Annotated in this window: 15 protein-coding genes and 1 tRNA gene; 5 read left to right on the forward strand and 11 right to left on the reverse strand. The window is 63.5% G+C overall.

Features of this window, described 5'->3' with window-relative positions:
• Window positions 1-47: 47 nt before the first annotated feature.
• Genes NKI19_RS00135 through NKI19_RS00160 form a run of 6 tightly spaced genes read right to left on the reverse strand, consistent with a single transcriptional unit; the run spans window position 48 to window position 7,323 of the window.
• Window positions 48-1,301 (reverse strand): ABC transporter substrate-binding protein, encoded by a 1,254-nt coding sequence (locus tag NKI19_RS00135; protein ID WP_352488720.1) that lies wholly within the window; start codon window positions 1,299-1,301, stop codon window positions 48-50.
• 59 nt (window positions 1,302-1,360) lie between these two features.
• On the reverse strand, window positions 1,361-2,872 hold the full coding sequence (locus NKI19_RS00140) for an aldehyde dehydrogenase family protein (RefSeq protein WP_352488721.1): 1,512 nt from the start codon (window positions 2,870-2,872) through the stop codon (window positions 1,361-1,363).
• 15 nt (window positions 2,873-2,887) lie between these two features.
• The gene (locus NKI19_RS00145; protein WP_352488722.1) at window positions 2,888-3,664 is read right to left on the reverse strand and encodes an enoyl-CoA hydratase/isomerase family protein; all 777 of its coding nucleotides are present in this window, start codon (window positions 3,662-3,664) and stop codon (window positions 2,888-2,890) included.
• On the reverse strand, window positions 3,657-5,258 hold the full coding sequence (locus tag NKI19_RS00150) for an acyl CoA:acetate/3-ketoacid CoA transferase (RefSeq protein WP_352488723.1): 1,602 nt from the start codon (window positions 5,256-5,258) through the stop codon (window positions 3,657-3,659). Before NKI19_RS00150 ends, NKI19_RS00145 begins: the two co-directional genes overlap by 8 nt.
• Window positions 5,255-6,271: a Gfo/Idh/MocA family protein gene (locus tag NKI19_RS00155; RefSeq protein ID WP_352488724.1), complete on the reverse strand. Its 1,017-nt coding sequence runs from the start codon at window positions 6,269-6,271 to the stop codon at window positions 5,255-5,257. Before NKI19_RS00155 ends, NKI19_RS00150 begins: the two co-directional genes overlap by 4 nt.
• Window positions 6,268-7,323 carry a LacI family DNA-binding transcriptional regulator gene (locus NKI19_RS00160; protein ID WP_352488725.1) on the reverse strand — a complete coding sequence of 352 codons (1,056 nt, stop codon included), beginning with the start codon at window positions 7,321-7,323 and terminating at the stop codon, window positions 6,268-6,270. The genes NKI19_RS00155 and NKI19_RS00160 overlap by 4 nt, the downstream gene beginning before the upstream one ends.
• 242 nt (window positions 7,324-7,565) lie before the next feature.
• On the opposite strand from NKI19_RS00160, the gene NKI19_RS00165 reads away from it, so the two are divergent.
• Window positions 7,566-8,720 (forward strand): dihydrodipicolinate synthase family protein, encoded by a 1,155-nt coding sequence (locus NKI19_RS00165; RefSeq protein WP_352564876.1) that lies wholly within the window; start codon window positions 7,566-7,568, stop codon window positions 8,718-8,720.
• A gap of 162 nt (window positions 8,721-8,882) precedes the next feature.
• Window positions 8,883-9,845, forward strand: coding sequence for a GDP-L-fucose synthase (gene fcl, locus NKI19_RS00170; RefSeq protein WP_352564877.1), 963 nt, complete (start codon window positions 8,883-8,885; stop codon window positions 9,843-9,845).
• Window positions 9,846-9,911: 66 nt separating this feature from the next.
• Here the strand turns inward: fcl and NKI19_RS00175 are convergent.
• Both NKI19_RS00175 and cpdR read right to left on the reverse strand, forming a co-directional pair.
• Window positions 9,912-9,986: transfer RNA gene (locus tag NKI19_RS00175), tRNA-Val, on the reverse strand.
• Between the two features lie 104 nt (window positions 9,987-10,090).
• Window positions 10,091-10,453 carry a cell cycle two-component system response regulator CpdR gene (gene cpdR / locus NKI19_RS00180; protein ID WP_006199474.1) on the reverse strand — a complete coding sequence of 121 codons (363 nt, stop codon included), beginning with the start codon at window positions 10,451-10,453 and terminating at the stop codon, window positions 10,091-10,093.
• A 153-nt stretch (window positions 10,454-10,606) separates the two neighbouring features.
• On the opposite strand from cpdR, the gene NKI19_RS00185 reads away from it, so the two are divergent.
• The gene (locus tag NKI19_RS00185) at window positions 10,607-11,548 is read left to right on the forward strand and encodes an N-formylglutamate amidohydrolase (RefSeq protein WP_352539364.1); all 942 of its coding nucleotides are present in this window, start codon (window positions 10,607-10,609) and stop codon (window positions 11,546-11,548) included.
• 327 nt (window positions 11,549-11,875) lie between these two features.
• Window positions 11,876-12,649 carry a histidinol-phosphatase gene (gene hisN / locus NKI19_RS00190; protein ID WP_352564879.1) on the forward strand — a complete coding sequence of 258 codons (774 nt, stop codon included), beginning with the start codon at window positions 11,876-11,878 and terminating at the stop codon, window positions 12,647-12,649.
• On the opposite strand, the gene NKI19_RS00195 is transcribed toward hisN, so the two are convergent.
• Together NKI19_RS00195 and NKI19_RS00200 are read right to left on the reverse strand one after the other, a co-directional pair.
• A complete protein-coding gene (locus tag NKI19_RS00195; protein ID WP_352564881.1) occupies window positions 12,549-13,253 on the reverse strand; it encodes a styrene oxide isomerase in 705 nt (234 codons plus the stop codon). The two genes, hisN and NKI19_RS00195, sit on opposite strands and share 101 nt — an antisense overlap.
• Window positions 13,254-13,386: 133 nt before the next feature.
• Window positions 13,387-14,361, reverse strand: a complete 975-nt coding sequence (locus NKI19_RS00200) for an alpha/beta fold hydrolase (protein WP_352564883.1) — start codon at window positions 14,359-14,361, stop codon at window positions 13,387-13,389.
• Window positions 14,362-14,837: 476 nt separating this feature from the next.
• Between NKI19_RS00200 and NKI19_RS00205 the strand changes: the two genes are divergently transcribed.
• Window positions 14,838-15,302, forward strand: a complete 465-nt coding sequence (locus tag NKI19_RS00205) for an Hsp20 family protein (protein WP_023675381.1) — start codon at window positions 14,838-14,840, stop codon at window positions 15,300-15,302.
• Window positions 15,303-15,392: 90 nt separating this feature from the next.
• On the opposite strand, the gene NKI19_RS00210 is transcribed toward NKI19_RS00205, so the two are convergent.
• Entirely contained in the window at window positions 15,393-16,445 is a 1,053-nt protein-coding gene (locus NKI19_RS00210; RefSeq protein ID WP_352501928.1) for a threonine aldolase family protein, read from the reverse strand.
• Window positions 16,446-16,693: the final 248 nt, after the last annotated feature.

Genomic DNA, 16,693 nt, shown 5'->3' on the forward strand with positions numbered 1-16,693 from the left:
AGATCTCCCCGGCTTGCGCCGGGAAGATCATTCACACGGGCGGTGCCTTACTTGGCGTCTTCGATCGCGCTGACCAGTTGGGTCACGGCCTCGTCCGAGGTCTTGATCTGACCGTGGACGAACTTCGAGACGACGTCCTTGTAGGCGTTGGCAACCGCCGGAGGCGCGCCATAGCCCTGCGCCAGCGAACCGAACAGCGTGCCGCCTTCATTGGCGGCCTTCAGGTCGGCTATGCCCTTCTTGCCGCAAGCGTCGAAATCGGTATCCGGCACGTCGGTGCGGGCCGGAACAGAGCCCTTGACGACGTTGAAGGCCGACTGGAAGCTCTTCGACAGCGTGGCGGTGGCCAGAGCGATCTGGGCGGCTTTGCGGTCCTCCGGCACGTTGAACATGCCGAACATGTCGGAGTTGTAGACGACACTGCCCTCGGTGCCGGGGAAGCGGTAGCACAGGAAGTCGGTGCCCGGGACCTTCTTGGCGGCGTTGAATTCGCCCTTGGCCCAGTCGCCCATGACCTGCACCAGGGCATCGCCCTTGATGACCATGGCGGTGGCGAGGTTCCAGTCCCGGCCGGAGAAGTTCGGGTCGACATAGGTGACGAGCTTGGCGAGGTTGTCGAACGACTTCTTCATCGTATCGGACTTCAGCGACTCCTCGTCGAGGTCGTTGAAGGCCTTCTTGTAGAACTCGGGCCCGCCGGTCGACAGCACGACCGAGTCGAACATGGTGGCTTCCTGCCAGTTCTGGCCGCCCAGCGCCAGCGGGATAACGCCCGCCGCCTTGGCCTTGTCGAGCAGCGCGATGAAGTCGTCGAAGGTCTTGGGCTCGGTGCCGCCGATCTTGTCCATCACCGCCTTGTTGATCCACAGCCAGTTGACCGAGTGGACGTTGACCGGGGCCGCGACCCACTTGCCGTCATAGACTGCAAATTTCTGCAAGGCCGTCGGAACGGACTTGTCCCAGCCTTCCTTCTTCGCCGTCTCGGTCAGGTCGCCCATAACGCCGGCCGCGGCGTAGTCGAGCACGGTATAGCCAAGCATTTGCGAGGCGGTCGGGTAGTTGCCGGCTGCCACCATCGCCTTCAGCGCGGTCATGGCGGCGTCGCCCCCGCCGCCGGCCACCGGCACGTCCTTCCAGGCAAAGCCTTCCTTGGCCAGATCCTGCTTGAGCACGTTCAGCGCGGCAGCTTCGCCGCCCGACGTCCACCAATGCAGCATCTGGACTTCCTTGACGTCCTCGGCATGGGCCGCGAACGCAACGCCCGATGCGAGAGCCGTCCCGATTAGCAGTTTGCGCAACATGTACTTCCTCCCTTGTTGAACTTACACGACCGGCGGATGCCCACCGGGTTCTTCCCAACTCAGCCGACCCACCATCCGGTGCGCTGGCCGCGATGAAACTGGATTGTCTTTTCTTCTGTATAATCCTCGACGGCGCGCTTGCCGAGTTCGCGTCCAAGACCGGACTGCTTGTAGCCGCCGAAAGGCAGTTCGGGATAACCCTCCATGAACGTGTTCACCCAAACGGTTCCCGAACGCACATTCCGCGCCACCGACATGCAGGTATCGATGCTGGCGCTCCACACGCCCGCCGACAGACCATAGGGCGTGTTGTTGGCGATGTGCAACGCCCTTTCAATCGATCCAAAAGTCAGCACCGAGAGCACCGGACCGAACACTTCCTCGCGCGCAATGGCCATGTCTTCGGTGACGTCGCCAACGATGGTCGGATCAAGATACTGGCCGCCGCTCGAAGCAAGCTGCTTGCCGCCGCAATATATCCGGCTGCCGTCGTTTTCCGCGGCCGTCACGTAGCCGGTGACCTTGGCCACATGGTCGGCGGAGATCATCGCGCCGACCTTGGTGCGGTCGTCGAGCGGGTCGCCAACAATCACCTTGGCGGTGAGTGCTTTGACGGCGCCGAGGAACTCGTCGGCGATCGCCTCATGAACGATCAGCCGGCTGCCGGCATTGCAGCACTCGCCGGCATTGAAGAAGCCGCCGAATACCGCCGCGTCGGCGGCCGCCTCGAGGTCGGCATCGGGAAAGACGATCTGGCCGTTCTTGCCGCCGAGCTCCATCGAGACTTTCTTCAGCGAGTTGGCGGCAGACGCCATGGTCATCTTGCCGACGCGGGTGGAGCCGGTGAACGACACCATCTCGACCAGCGGATGGCTGACCATCGGTGCGCCGACATCGGCGCCCAGCCCGGCAAGTATGTTAACGACGCCGTCCGGCAGGCCGGCCTGCATCAGGATCTCGCCGAGAACAAAGGTCGAGGCCGAGGTCATCTCGCTCGGCTTGACCACCGCCGTGCAGCCGGCGGCGAGCGCGAAGGGCAGTTTCTGGCTGACGATTAGGAAGGGGAAATTCCACGGCGTGATGATCGAGACGACGCCGATCGGTTCGCGCAACACGACGCCGAGCATGGCATCGCCGAGATTGGCGTAGCTTTCGCCGTGAAGCGTCCGCGCAAGTGCCGCGGCATAGCGCCAGATATCGACGGCGCTGCCGATCTCGCCGCGCGCCTGGGCAATCGGCTTGCCGGATTCCAGTGCGTCGAGCCGGGCAATCTCGTCCAGCCGCGCCTCGATCAGGTCAGCCGCCTTGAGCAGGATCGTGGCGCGTTCGGCTGCCTTCATGCGCGGCCACGGGCGGGTCTCGAAGGCCTTGTGCGCGGCCTGTACTGCCGCCTCTACGTCCGCCGCGCCGGCCTGTGCATAGCGCGAGACGGTGAAGCCGTGGCCGGGGCTGCTGCGCTCCAGTGTGCGGCCGTCCTGGGCATCGACGAACTTGCCGGCGATCAGCAGCCGATAGCTTTTCGGCGCTGCGGCTGCCTCGGCGGGCATGGCGATGTTGAGAGGCGCGTTCATGTGATTTCCAGGTTCCTAAGATCTTGAGAACGCCGGTTTCTGCTTGGCTTTGAAAGCCTTGACGCCGGCCCTGAGATCGCTTGTCAGCGCGATGAAGCCGCTGGCCAGCGCTTCGGTCGCGGCAGCACTCTCTTCGCCCTCGGCGATGGCAATCATCAGCTTGGCGGCTTCGGTCGCCAGCGGCCCGCGCTCGGCGATTTTTTCTCCCCAGGCCTTGGCCTCGACGCGTGCCTGACCGGTCTCCACCACCCGATCAACGATGCCCAGAGCAAGAGCCTCGGTCGCCAGAAACACTTCGCCGCCGAGCGCCATCCGCCGCACCGCCTGCGCGCCGAAGCGGCGCACGGCGCGCTGTGTGCCGGACCAGCCGGGAACGACACCGATCGAGGTCTCGGGGAAACCCAGCTTCATCTGTGTTTCTGCGACGCGGAGGTCGCATGCAGCCGCCAGTTCCAGCCCACCGCCCAGTGCATGGCCGGCAAGAACGGCGATCGTCGGCTGCCGCAGTCGCGCCAGCCGGTCAAAGACGCGGTGGCCGTAGCGAACCCATTGCACCTGGAAATCGGCTGCGCTCATTTCTGCCCATGCCTCGACGTCGCCGCCGGCGCAAAAGCCCTTGCCTTCGCCGCAGATCAGCACGACGCGGATGCCGTCCGCCGCCTCGGCTTCGTCGAGTGCTGCTTCCAGCGCCCGCAGCATCGGGATGTCGAGGGCGTTGAATTTCTCCGGCCGGCGCAGCGTGATTGTGCCGATGGCGCCGTCGGTTTCAAAGGTTACCAGGCGCTCAGCCATGGGCGCCTCCAAGCGAGGCGCCGCCGTTGAGCGACAGGCCGATCGGCCGGTCCCGGTAGAGCGCATCCGGCGTCACTTTGAGATCGTTGGCTACGGCGAGCGGGATCTCGGCCTGCGCCAGCACATCGCGCTCGAGGTCGATGCCCGGCGCCAGCTCGGTCACCATCAGCCCTGCCGGAGTCAGCTTCATCACGCAGCGCTCGGTGACATAGGTGATATCCTGTCCCTGCGCGACGGCACGCTTGCCCGAGAAGGAGATATGCTCGACCTCGCCGACGACTTTCTTGACCTTGCCCTCCTGGTCGATGCGGATGCCGCCATCAGCAAGCGACAGCTTGGCACCGGCGTTGAAGAAACCCGAAAAGACGATCTTCTTCGCCCGCGCGGTGATGTCGACGAAGCCGCCGGCGCCGGCTGTGACGTGCGGCCGCGCCGAAAGCCTGGACACGTTGACCGAGCCGTGGCGGTCGATCTGCAGGAAGGACAGCAGCGAGGCGTCGAAGCCGCCAGCCTGGAAATAGATGAACTGGTGCGGCGAGGGCATGAAGGCGTCGGCGTTCGACGAGCAGCCGAACTTGAAGTCGAGCAGCGGCACGCCGCCGACCGCGCCCTGTTCGATGACCCAGGTGACCTTGCCGTGCTGACCTTCCTCGAGCAGGATGCGCGGCACATTGGCCGAGATGCCGAAGCCGATATTGACCGCCATGCCGTCGGCAAGCTCCATGGCGACGCGGCGCGCAATCACCTTCTGGACGTTCATCTCGGCGTTGCGAAAGCTCGACAGCGGCCGGAAGATCTCGCCGGAGATGGCCGGATCGTAGGGCGTCAGCGTCGTCTGCAACTGGTCGGGCGCCACCACGATATGGTCGACCAGCACGCCGGGCACACGCACATCGTGCGGCTTCAGCGTGCCGTTCTCGACGACGCGCTTGACCTGTGCGATGACGATGCCGCCATTGTTGCGGGCGGCCAGCGCCTGTTCGAGGCCGCCGAGATAGGCGCCCTCATGCTCATAAGTGAGGTTGCCGCGCTCGTCGGCGGTGGTGGCGCGGATGATCGCGACTTGCGGCACGATCGCGCGAAAATAGAGCCACTCCTCGCCGTCGAATTGCTGCACCGAAACGATCGGCTCGCTGGCGGCGGCATTCATCGCGCAGCCCTGGTGGCGCGGGTCGGCAAAGGTATCGAGCCCGACCTTGGTCAGCACGCCGGGACGCTTGGCGGCGGCCTCGCGATGCATGTCGAACAGGATGCCGGACGGTACGTTATAGGCGGCGACCGAATTGTCGCCGATCATCTTCCAGATATGCGGCGGTTCGGCGGATGACGGGCCGGAGGGATACGAACCGCACAAAGTGCGCTTCAACAGGCCGGGCTTGGCTAGATGATCGATGCCCTTGATGCCGTACATGTCACCGGCGGCGATCGGGTGCAGCGTCGTGATGTCCCTGGGATGGCCCTCGGCGTCGAAGCGCTGGCCGATGGCGGCCAGCACCGCGTCCGGACAGCCGAGGCCGCTCGACGACGAGACGGAAACGACCACGCCATCCCTGATCAGGCCGGCAGCCTCAGCCGCTGAAACGAGCTTGCTCACGCTTCGCTCCCGAGCTTCGGGTCGATGGCAACGGCGTTGCCGGACCTGGCCGATTGCAATGCCGCCTCGGCTGCGGTCAGTGACCAGACGCCGTCCTCGCCGGTGGCGGAAGGCTGGCCCTCGCCACGGATCGCCGCGTGGAATTGGCGCAGCGAACGGGCATAGAGGTCTTCGCGGTCGAAGCTCAATTCCTCCTCGCCCTTTGCCGTGCGCAGCAAAACCGTGCCGATCGGCTTCTGCGTCATGACGTCCCTGGCGATCAGCGAGCCTTCGCTGCCATGCACCTCGAAGCCGGTGCCGGCGAATTTTGTCGTGAAGCCCTCATGCGACTGGGCGATGACGCCCGATCTGAAGCGCCAGAGGCACATGGCGCCGTCTTCCAGTCCGCCGGCGGCCATGCCGGCCGATTGCGTAAAGGCCGAGATCTCGACCGGATCGTCGCCGAGCACGAACCGCAGCGTATCGGCATCGTGGACGGTAATGTCGAGCACCACGCCGCCGCCGGCGTCCGGCCTGGTGATGCGCCAGCCTTGCAGGTTTTCCGGCAGATAGACAGAGTGGAAGACGCGCGCAGCGATCGGCCTGCCGATGCGGTCGGCAGCGATCGCTTCGCGCATCGCCCGATGCGAGCCGGCATTGCGCAGATGGTGATTGGTACCGAGCACGACGCCGGCGGCCCTGGCCGCCGCGACCATCTTGCGCGCGTCGGCGCTGGTTAGCGCCAGCGGCTTTTCGCACAGCACATGCTTTCCGGCCTCGATGCCGGCGAGTGCCTGTTCGAGATGCAATTCGTTGGTGGTCGAGATGTAGACGGCGTCGATATCCGAGCCGAGCAATTCATCAAGCGTCGAGACCGCCGCCGGAACGCGGTTTTCCCTGGCATAGGTGGCGGCGCGCTCCGGGCTGGAGCTCATCACTGCGGCGATTTCGCCGTCCGGCTGCGCGCGGATGGCGCCGATCATGAACTGTCTTGCGATCGTGCTGGCGCCGATCAGCCCCCAACTGACGGTCATGCCGCGTCCCCCACTCCTGCGCAGCCATGCTCCTTGCGATCGGGGCCGCAGCTTTCCCTGATCACGAGGTTGACGGCGCCGATATGATCCTCGGCGCGCGTGGTGCGCGATTGGATCATCTTCAGCACGACGTGGGCGGCGCGCTCGCCGAGGCCGGCGGTGTTCACCGCGACGCTGGTCAGCGCCGGCATATAGTGCTCGGCCTCGGCGACGTCGTCGAAGCCGACGACGGCAAAGTCCGCGCCTGGTTCCAGGCCGCGCTTGCGCAGCGCCAGCAAGACGCCGAAGGCGACCGCATCGTTGAAGCAAAGAGCCGCGGTCGGCGGCGCGGCCATGGCAAGCGCGGTTTCCAGGCAGGCAATGCCGCCCTTGCGGCTGGTTTCGCCCTCGAAGACCAGCCTGTCGGCTGGCGCGATGCCGAGCACTTCACAGGCCTCGCGAAAGCCGCCCAGCCGCTCGTGATAGACGACAAGGTCGGATGAGCCGCCGAAGAAGGCCAGCCGGCGATGGCCCTTGCCGATCAGATGGGCGGTGGCGAGATAGGCGCCGCGATGATTGTCGGGCGTGATCACCGGGATGCGGCTTTCGGGAAGCCGGCGCATGACGAAGACGACCGGAACGCCTGCGGTCTCAAGGCGACGGAACGCGCCGGGCGTGGTGCCGCGCGCCGGCGACACGACGAGCCCGGCGACACCCTGCTCCATCAGCGATTTCAAAACCTCTTCCTGGCGCACCGGGTTTTCAGCGGTATTGGCGATGAAAGGCACGACGCCGGCCGACTGGAAGACGCGCTCCATGCCGACCGCCAGTTCGGCGAAAAACGGATTGGTGAGATCGTTGATGACCATGCCGATGACGTTGGAATGGGCCTTGCGCAGATTGGCAGCGCCGCGGTTGTAGACATAGCCGACATCCTCGATCGCCTTGCGCACCTTGAGCGCGGTTTCGGGCCGGATCAGCCCGCTGCCTTGCAGCACCAGCGATACCGTCGATTTGGACACGCCCGCCTCACGGGCGATGTCGAGTATCGTTGCCTTGGCCCGGCTGGCCATCCAGATCTGTCCTCCCGGTGGTTTCTTGTGCGATTTTATTGGAACGATCTAATCCCTGCGGCGCATTTGAGTCAATCGCGTTTTTGCGAAGCCGGGAGAAATGCGGCTCGGTGGCGCAATTCTCCGGCAAGCAGGGCTTTCGGCTGCTGCGATGCAGCAATTTTCGCTGCACGAGGCAGGAGTCAAAATATCTTGATTTGTTGGAACGTTCCATTTAATAGGCGTTGGCAAGGGAGAGAGCCATGGACATCACCTTGCCCGGGGAAGGCGCCGGCCGTGTCCGCTGCCGGCTTGTCGGCCAGCCGGTACAGCCTGTGGCCGGCGCTCGCTTCTCGCGCATCGCCTACGCCGCCGCCCATGTCGTTGCCGATCCCCTCGCCATGACCGATCCGTGGTCGAGGCCCGCGGTCGACTGGGACAAGACGATGGCGTTTCGCCGTCACCTCTGGCGGCTTGGCTTCCGTGTCGCCGAAGCGATGGACACCTCTCAGCGCGGCATGGGTTTCGACTGGGCGAATGCCAAGGAATTGATCCGCCGCTCGATCGCCGAGGCGCGCAGCGTCGAAGGCGCCGCTCTCGCGTCGGGCGCCGGCACCGACCATCTGGCGCCGGGGGGCGCCAGCAGGCTAGACGATGTCATCGCGGCCTATGAAGAACAGCTCGGCTTCATCGAAGGGCTTGGCGGCAAGGCGATCATGATGGCCAGCCGGGCGCTGGCGGGGGTCGCCAAAGGCCCCGACGACTATATCGGCGTCTACGACCGCATCCTGTCCCAGGCCTCCGGCAAGGTCATCCTGCACTGGCTGGGCGACATGTTCGACCCGGCGCTGAAAGGCTACTGGGGCAGCAGCGACTTCGAAACTGCGCTGGAGACGCTGGTCGCGATCATCGAACGCCATGCCGGCAAGGTCGAAGGCATAAAGATATCGCTGCTCGATGCCGGCAAGGAGATTGCGCTCAGGGATCGGCTGCCCGAGGGCGTGCTGATGTTCACCGGCGACGATTTCAATTACCCCGAGCTGATCGCCGGCGACGGCGACAGACATTCGCACGCGCTGCTCGGCATTTTCGATGCCATCGCGCCGGTCGCCAATGCGGCGCTGGCAAAGCTGGCCGACGGCGACCGCGCGGGCTACGACGCGCTGATGGCCCCGACAGTGCCGCTGTCGCGCAAAATCTTCGAGGCGCCCACCGAATATTACAAGGCCGGCATCATCTTCATGGCATGGCTGAACGGCCACCAGGAGCATTTTTCGATGGTCGGCGGCATGCAATCGGCGCGCGGCATCCGTCACTATGCCGATGTCTTTCGCCTTGCCGACCAGGCAGGGTTGCTGGCCGACCCCGAGCTTGCCATTGCCAGAATGACAAGCCTCTGCGCGGTAGCGGGCGTCTGATCGCGAGCGCTACAGCGTCCGATCCAAAGGTTGCTTCGGGTGGCTTTGCGATTTGCCTTGTCTGGGCAAATCTGTATGCGGTATGCGTCCGGCAACAGAGAAGCCGATCCGGCGCTCCGCCGGCCAACTGGCATAGCTGCCGTTCTGCATTGGGGTAAGCTGATGACCTTCGACCTTCAGGGCAAGCGCGTTTTCGTGGCCGGACATCGCGGCATGGTCGGCTCGGCTATCCTGCGCAGATTGGCCGATGAGGATTGCGAGGTCCTGACCGCCTCGCGCGCCGAGCTCGATCTTCTCGACCAGGCCGGCGTGCGGCGCTGGATGGCCGACCGCAAGCCGGATGCAGTGGTGATGGCGGCGGCCAAGGTCGGCGGTATCCTGGCCAACAACAGGCTTCCCGTCGATTTTCTGCAGGACAATCTCGTCATGCAGAACAATGTCATCGACAGCGCCTTCCGCAACGAGGTGCAGAAGCTGCTGTTTCTCGGTTCATCCTGCATCTATCCCAAATTCGCGGCGCAGCCGATCTCCGAGGACGCCTTGCTGACCGGACCGCTCGAACCCACCAACGAATGGTATGCGATCGCCAAGATCGCCGGGCTGAAACTGTGCCAGGCCTATCGGCGCCAGTACGGCGTCGACTACATCTCGGCGATGCCGACCAATCTCTACGGCCCGGGCGACAATTTCGACCTCAATTCCAGCCATGTCGTGCCCGCTCTGATGCGCAAGGCGCACGAGGCCAGGCGCGCCGGCCGCAAGACCCTGGAGGTGTGGGGATCAGGCACGCCGATGCGCGAATTCCTGCATGTCGACGACGCCGCCGACGCGCTGGTCTGGTTGCTGAAGAATTATTCGGGCGACAGCCACATCAATGTCGGCTCGGGAGAAGACATCACCATTGCCGATCTTGCCCGCACCATCGTGTCGGTCGCCGGCGCCGATGCTGCGATAACGTTCGATGCGACGAAGCCGGACGGCACGCCGCGCAAGCTGATGGACGTGTCGCGTCTGTTCGCCACCGGCTGGCGCCCGCGTTACTCGCTGCGCAGCGGATTGGAACAGACCTATGCCTGGTTTCTGGAGCACGTCGAGACCGGGGATCTCCGCCTCGGTGCGGCCTGAGGCCGGTATAGGCCGGGAACGTCAGTCGACGAAAAATACCGACGGCCAATTGAGGGATTATTTGGATGGTGGGCGTGACAGGGATTGAACCTGTGACCCCTGCAATGTCAATGCAGTGCTCTCCCGCTGAGCTACACGCCCATCCGAAGCCGCGCATACACCATTTTTGGTTCGGCACGTCAATAGCGGGAAAAGGGAAAGAACGCCTGGCTTGCGGCGTCGGTCAAGACGCGACAAAAAGCGCGTCAGGCGGCCTGCAGCATCTTTTCGACCTCGTTGACGAGGTCGCGCAGGTGGAACGGCTTCGATAGCACCTTGGCGTCTTTCGGCGCCTTGGAATCAGGGTTCAGCGCGACGGCGGCGAAGCCGGTGATGAACATCACCTTGAGGTCGGGATCGATCTCCGTGGCGCGTCGGGCGAGCTCGATGCCATCCATCTCGGGCATGACGATGTCGGTCAAAAGCAGCGAAAAAGGTTCCTCGCGCAGCCGCTCATAGGCGCTGGCGCCATTGTCGAAATCGCTGACCTGATAACCGGCGCGCTCCAGCGCCTTGACGAGGAACCGGCGCATGTCGTCGTCGTCTTCCGCCAGCAGAATGCGTGCCATGTTGTCCCGTCCGAATCACCCAACCGACAATGCCGTTCGGCAAGCCCGTTAACCATGCTGTATATGAGGAGGTGACGGTAAACATCAAGTGAACGTTGGCCGCACAATCCTGATTTGGCTGGCGCTTCGGCGGCTGGACATGCGGGCGGCGAGGTGGCACTTTCCCATCATGATGCATTGGTATTCCCGGGTTCGTCCAAATTGAAAACGGCAGCCGAGGATTTTTCGGTCGTTCCACCCTTCGAAATCCGATCGGGCGCCGAACAGCGCGTTCCCTTCCTCTTCAACTCGCCGCATAGCGGCCGCTACTATCCGGACCGGTTCATGGCTATGGCCAAGCTGGACCGCAACGCCATCCGCCGCTCCGAGGACTGCTATGTCGAGGAATTGTTCGGCGGCGCCGTCGCGCTCGGAGCGCCGATGCTGGCGGCAAACTTCCCGCGCGCCTATCTCGACGTCAATCGGGAGCCGTGGGAACTCGACCCGCGCATGTTCGCCGAACCGGTGCCGTCATTCTGCAACATCCGCTCGGCGCGGGTGGCCGGCGGGCTCGGCACCGTGCCCAAGCTGGTCGGCGAGGGGCTCGACATCTATTCCGGCCGCTTGCCGCTGGCGGAAGCCGTGGCGCGCATCGAAGCGGTCTACAAGCCCTATCACGAGACGCTGAAACGGCTTTTGACCAGAACCCATGCGCGCTTCGGCTACGCCGTGCTGATTGACTGCCACTCGATGCCGGCAAGCATAAGGGTCGGCGACAGCGGATTGCGGCCGGATTTCATCGTCGGCGACCGTTTCGGCATCTCGGCCGCGGCGGCGTTGACCGAGACGGCGATCGGCCTGCTCACCGGCATGGGCTACAGCGTCGCCCACAACAAGCCCTATGCCGGAGGCTTCATTACCGAGCACTATGGCCGCCCCGTGCGCCATCTGCATGCGCTGCAGATCGAGGTCAATCGCGGGCTCTACATGAATGAGCGGACGTTCCAGAGATCGGCTGGTTTCGACGCACTGGCCGACGATCTGGCGCGGTTTTCGGCCGAACTGATGGCGATGCCCGATCACAATTTCATGGATCTGCCGCTGGCCGCCGAATAGCCGCGGAATCGCGGTACCGCCGCTCATGCGGCAGCGTAAAAAAAGACCGCATCGTTTGCACGACACGGTCGAAGTCTAGGGAGGAAACGCCCAAGGAGGGCATGGACAGGAACCCCTGTCCGAGAACAAACGTATTGTGCGCTGCACAAATGTCAAGGCGCGTTCCGGCTTTTTTAATTCACTGTGAAGTGGAAACTGCATTTCCATGACGGCGGCGTTGCATTCGAGCAACAGTTGGCACCATGCGAAAGGCTCCGAACGCCCTTGTTTCGGCATAAATCCGTAGGCAAACGGGTATCTCCAAACATGCTGGAGCGGGAGAATCAGTTGGACATCAACATCGAGTTCATGCGGCGCATTGCGCGTGCCGCCGCAGCCGAGACCTTGCCGCGCTTCCGCAACCAGGGCGCGGTCACCAACAAGGAGCGCGGCAGCTTCGACCCGGTCACCGAGGCCGACCGCGAGGCCGAGCGCGCCATCCGGGCGCTGATATCAGCGCAATACCCCGATCACGGCATTCTCGGCGAGGAACATGGCAGCGAAAACATCTCCAGCCGGCATGTCTGGGTGATCGATCCGATCGATGGAACGCGCGCCTTCATTTCCGGCCTGCCGGTATGGGGCACGCTGGTCGGGCTGACGGTCGACGGCGATGCCGTCGCCGGCATGATGTCGCAGCCCTTCACCGGCGAGTTGTTCTACGCCAATGCCTCCGGCTCGCATTATGAAGGTCCCGGTGGCCCCCGAAAACTCGCTACGCGCAAGACGACGAATCTCGCCGAGGCGACGCTGTTCACCACCACGCCGGCGCTGTTCAAGGGAGACGCGCGCCTGCGCTACGACCTGTTCGAGCAACAGGTCCAGCTCGCCCGTTACGGCACCGACTGCTATGCCTTCGCGATGGTGGCGGCGGGCAGCGTCGATATCGTTGCCGATCCCGGATTGAAACCGTACGACATCGTCGCGCTGATCCCGATCATCGAGAAGGCAGGCGGCGTTGTCACCACCTTCGAAGGCGGGCCGGCGGAAAACGGCGGCGACATCCTGGCGGCGGCGACACCGGAGCTGCACGCAGCCGCGATGGCGGCGCTGCGCGGCTGAGCATCCGGTGCACCCACGCGTCTGTTTTGCGCAAATCCGACGGAAACCGCGGTACGGTCCTAAAGCAAAGCGCGTCGCGTTTGAGTGAACTCATGGGACGCGCTTGTTTTATGCATGTTATCGCAAAACCGCTGCGCGACATGCATTCGCTGTCGGCAGGCCAAGCGTCCGAGAGACGCAGGCCCCACAAAATGAGCACGAAAGAGATGAGGCCGGTCGGCGCGGACGAATACGCCACACCTTTGATCACAGCTTCCTGAAAGGCACTTCCGTGGAAGGCTCCGGCCGCCAACGGCATAGTCTCGTTGCCGGCCGCCCAGGCGCTGGCGATCACGTAGGCGGCCAGGATCGCCAAAGCCGAATAGATCAGCAGCCAGAAAGCAATCCGCGACGTCGCCGCGCCGAGATTGAGCCTAGACCATGTGAGGCCTAGAGCCAGCAAGAGAACGCCCTCCAGGGCGCTGAGCGTGTGCGCGGACAGTCCGAGCCGCGGTGCGGCGAGATACGGTATTGCAAACCCTTCGAATGACGAAAACAGCAGCAGCGCGACGCCAATCTGCAGTAGCCGATGCCCCTGACGTGACAGCGTGTTCGATGCGTTCATGGTCGTTTTTCTCCCGGCAAATGGCCTCCATTCTCTTTGGCAGCAACCTAGCGCTCGATGCCTTAACGGGAATAAGGGGCTGCGCCGGACAAGCGACCCGTGCGGGCTTTGTTGGCGGGCGCCGGCAAAGCGGTCAAACAGCGTCGCCGGTTCCGGGGATGAAGGCATCGAATGCCGCAAGCAACTGCTCGCGATAGAGGTCGGCTTCCTGGAGGATCTCATGGCGGGCGCCGTCGATCATCACTAGCGAGCCGACGCGCAGACGCCTCGCATAGGCTTCGACTGCCCTGGTCGAGACGACCTGGTCGGCGCCGGCGGCGATCATCAGCAAGGGCACCTGGATCTTGGCCATGAAATCCGGGTCGCTGACGATCAAGGATGCCTCGGTGGCCGCCTTCAGCCAGCGGATCGTCGGTCCGCCGAGCGCCAGCTGCGGATAGGTTTCGTAGATCAGCGTGTTGCGCCGATAGCGTTCCGGGTCGCTGGTCAGCTTGTTTATGGCGAAGGGCACCGATTCCTTGGGCCGCGGCCCCCATGCGGCATAGAGCCGGCCAAGGCCGAGAAGGCAGAACAGCGAACAGAGGCGGCGGACGGTTTTTACCGAAACCGGCAGGTCCGGCACGGTGAAGAACGGTGCGATCAGCACCATGCGGCGCACGCGGTTCGCCATCGAGGGCGCGGCGAGCAGCGCAATCACCGCGCCGGCCGAGTGGGCCAGTATGTAGTAGGGTCCTCGGCAATCGGGCAGCACGATCTCCTCGAAGAACTGCTCCAGATCGCCGGTGTAATCGAAGAAGCTCCGGACGAAGCCGCGCTGTCGGTCGCCGATCAGCCGGTCGGAAGCGCCCTGTCCGCGCCAGTCGAGGGTTGCCACGCCAAAGCCCCGGTCGGCAAGGTTGCGAATGGTCTCGAAATACTTCTCGATGCACTCGTTGCGGCCGGTCAGGACGACGACGGTGCCCTTCATCGGGCGGGCAACCGCGGCAAACAGCCCATAGCGGATCTTCTTGCCGTCGCGCGCGGTGAAGAAGCCGCCGGCCGCGTTTTCCGGCAGCGGATTGCCCGGAGTTTCCTGGAAGAGAGGGGGCTGGTGGAGAAGATCGGTCATGCGGTTTTTGGTTGGTGTCGGTGCCGGTGTGGGCGCAAGTCAGGCATAAACGCCCATGCGCCAAAAGCAAAGGAATTTGGGACGCCGGGGAGCTCGACCGCCAGGCAGCGAACAAGTAAGGCCGGAAGCAGCCTTGGCGTGCTTCCGGCCTCTGTCGACCGGGAGGAAGGGACGTTACACCCGGTTCGGCCTCGTCGTGTCGCCTTTTCCGGCGACCTGTTCGTTATCTCGAGAACAGTTTTAATGCCGCCTGGCTGAACGCTCGCCGAAGCCACGGTTCATCTGCCGTTCATCGGCATCGGGACGTGGGCCGGGACCCGGTCCCGTTCGGACGCGGGAAAATCTTGAAATGCCGTCGCCGGCTTCCCAAATTTGTCATGCGGTCGCCAATGTCGGGGCCGCTGGCCCATCCGGAACGCCGTCACGGGTTTCGCACCGGCCATACGCAACCTTGTTGCTCAACAGGAGAACACACCATGCGTCACGTTGATTTTTCCCCGCTCTACCGTTCGACCGTCGGTTTTGACCGGTTGTTCACCATGCTCGATTCGCTTGCGCAGCCGGAAGGCCAGACGTATCCGCCTTACAACATCGAGCGCACGGGCGAGGATGCCTATCGCATCTCGATGGCTGTGGCCGGCTTCTCGGAAGATGAGATTTCGATCGAAGCTCACCGCAATGTGCTGACCGTCAAGGGTGAGCGCAAGGAGGAAGGCAATGGCGAAGGCTCCGAACTGCTCTATCGCGGTATCGCCAGCCGAGCCTTCGAGCGCCGCTTCCAGCTTGCCGATCACGTCGAGGTTGTCGGCGCCGCGCTGAAGAACGGCCTGCTCTTCGTCGACCTCAAGCGCAACATCCCCGAAGAGCTGAAGCCGCGCAAGATCGCGATCACCTCGGCTCCGGCCAAGGCCAAGCAGATCGAGGCCAAGACTGCCGCCTAAGCCAGGCAGCTAAACTCCGGGACGCCAACTCCCCGGGAAGAAAGGGCGGTGCAGCAATGCGCCGCTCTTTTTGCTGGTGGGCAAGGCTTGCTATCCGGCGAGCAGGTAGCCGAAACGGTCGACCTCGTCGGGCGTGGTCGCGAAGCTGGTGACAAACCGATAGAGCGCTTCGTCTTCGCCAATGTAGCCGTCGTAGCCGAGCGGCCTGTGCCAGTCGTGGAAGGCCGCCCCTGCCGCTTGCATTCTTTCGGCCTCGGCCTTTTTCATGACTGCGAAGACCTCGTTCGCCTGCGGCAGCCAGGCCAGCCGGGCCGAAGGGGAATCTTCTATCGCCGCGGCAAGCCGTGCCGCCATCGCATTGGCGTGCCGTGCTGTGTCGAGCCACAGTCCACCCCTGAAATAAGCATCGAATTGCGCGGCGATGAAGCGCGATTTCGAGAACAGTTGGGCCGCGCGCTTGCGCAAAAAGGCCAATTCCTTGGCTCGCTCGAGGTCGAACAGCACGATCGCCTCGGCGCACCAACAGCCATTCTTGGTGCCGCCGAAGGAGAGGATGTCAACGCCATGCTTCCAGGTCATTTCGGCCGGCGTCGTTTCCAGCGCGACGAGCGCATTGGCAAAGCGGGCCCCATCCATGTGCAGCGGCAGTCCATGCTGCTTTGCGATCGCCGAAATCCTGGCGATTTCGTTCAGTGTGTAGACGGTGCCGACTTCGGTCGACTGGGTGATCGAAACGGCAACCGGCCGCCCGGAATGGACGTTTTCGGGTGCGAAACGGTCCACCGCCCGTTCCAGATTGCCGGCATCGATCCTGCCGAGTGCGCCTTCGACTGTACAAAGCCGCGAACCGCCGGTGAAATATTCCGGTGCACCGCATTCGTCCTCGATGATGTGCGATTCGCGATGGCAGAAGGAAATGCCGCCTGGCTTGTTATAGGTAGTCAGCGACAACGAATTGGCAGCGGTGCCGGTGGCGACGAAAAACACCGCGACTTCGCATTCGAAGATCTCATTGAAGCGCTGGTAAACGGTCTTGTCGAGGGCACCGTCGCCATAGGCGGTGGAGAAGCCGTCGGCATGGGCCGACAGGCCGGCAGCGATACGGGGATGGGCGCCTGCCCAATTGTCGGAAGCGAAAATCATGCGTCTGCCTATGCTGGGGAAATCGGTGCGAGCTTGGCCGCTTTCGCATGCCGGTCGCAAGGGGCAGATACCGAAAATCCGCTAAAGCCAGTGAAACGCATGAGCGTAGATGCAGCGACGGAAGGTTACGCTGACATGGCGTTCCGCGCAATTTTCTGTCGCGAAAGCTTCAAGAAATTTGTGAATCGGTCTTGTGTGCATCCAAAATTTCTGTCATAAAAATTTAGGACAGTAGTGCTGTCTTATTT

The organism is Mesorhizobium sp. M0751, assembly GCF_040320265.1.
Taxonomy (GTDB): domain Bacteria; phylum Pseudomonadota; class Alphaproteobacteria; order Rhizobiales; family Rhizobiaceae; genus Mesorhizobium.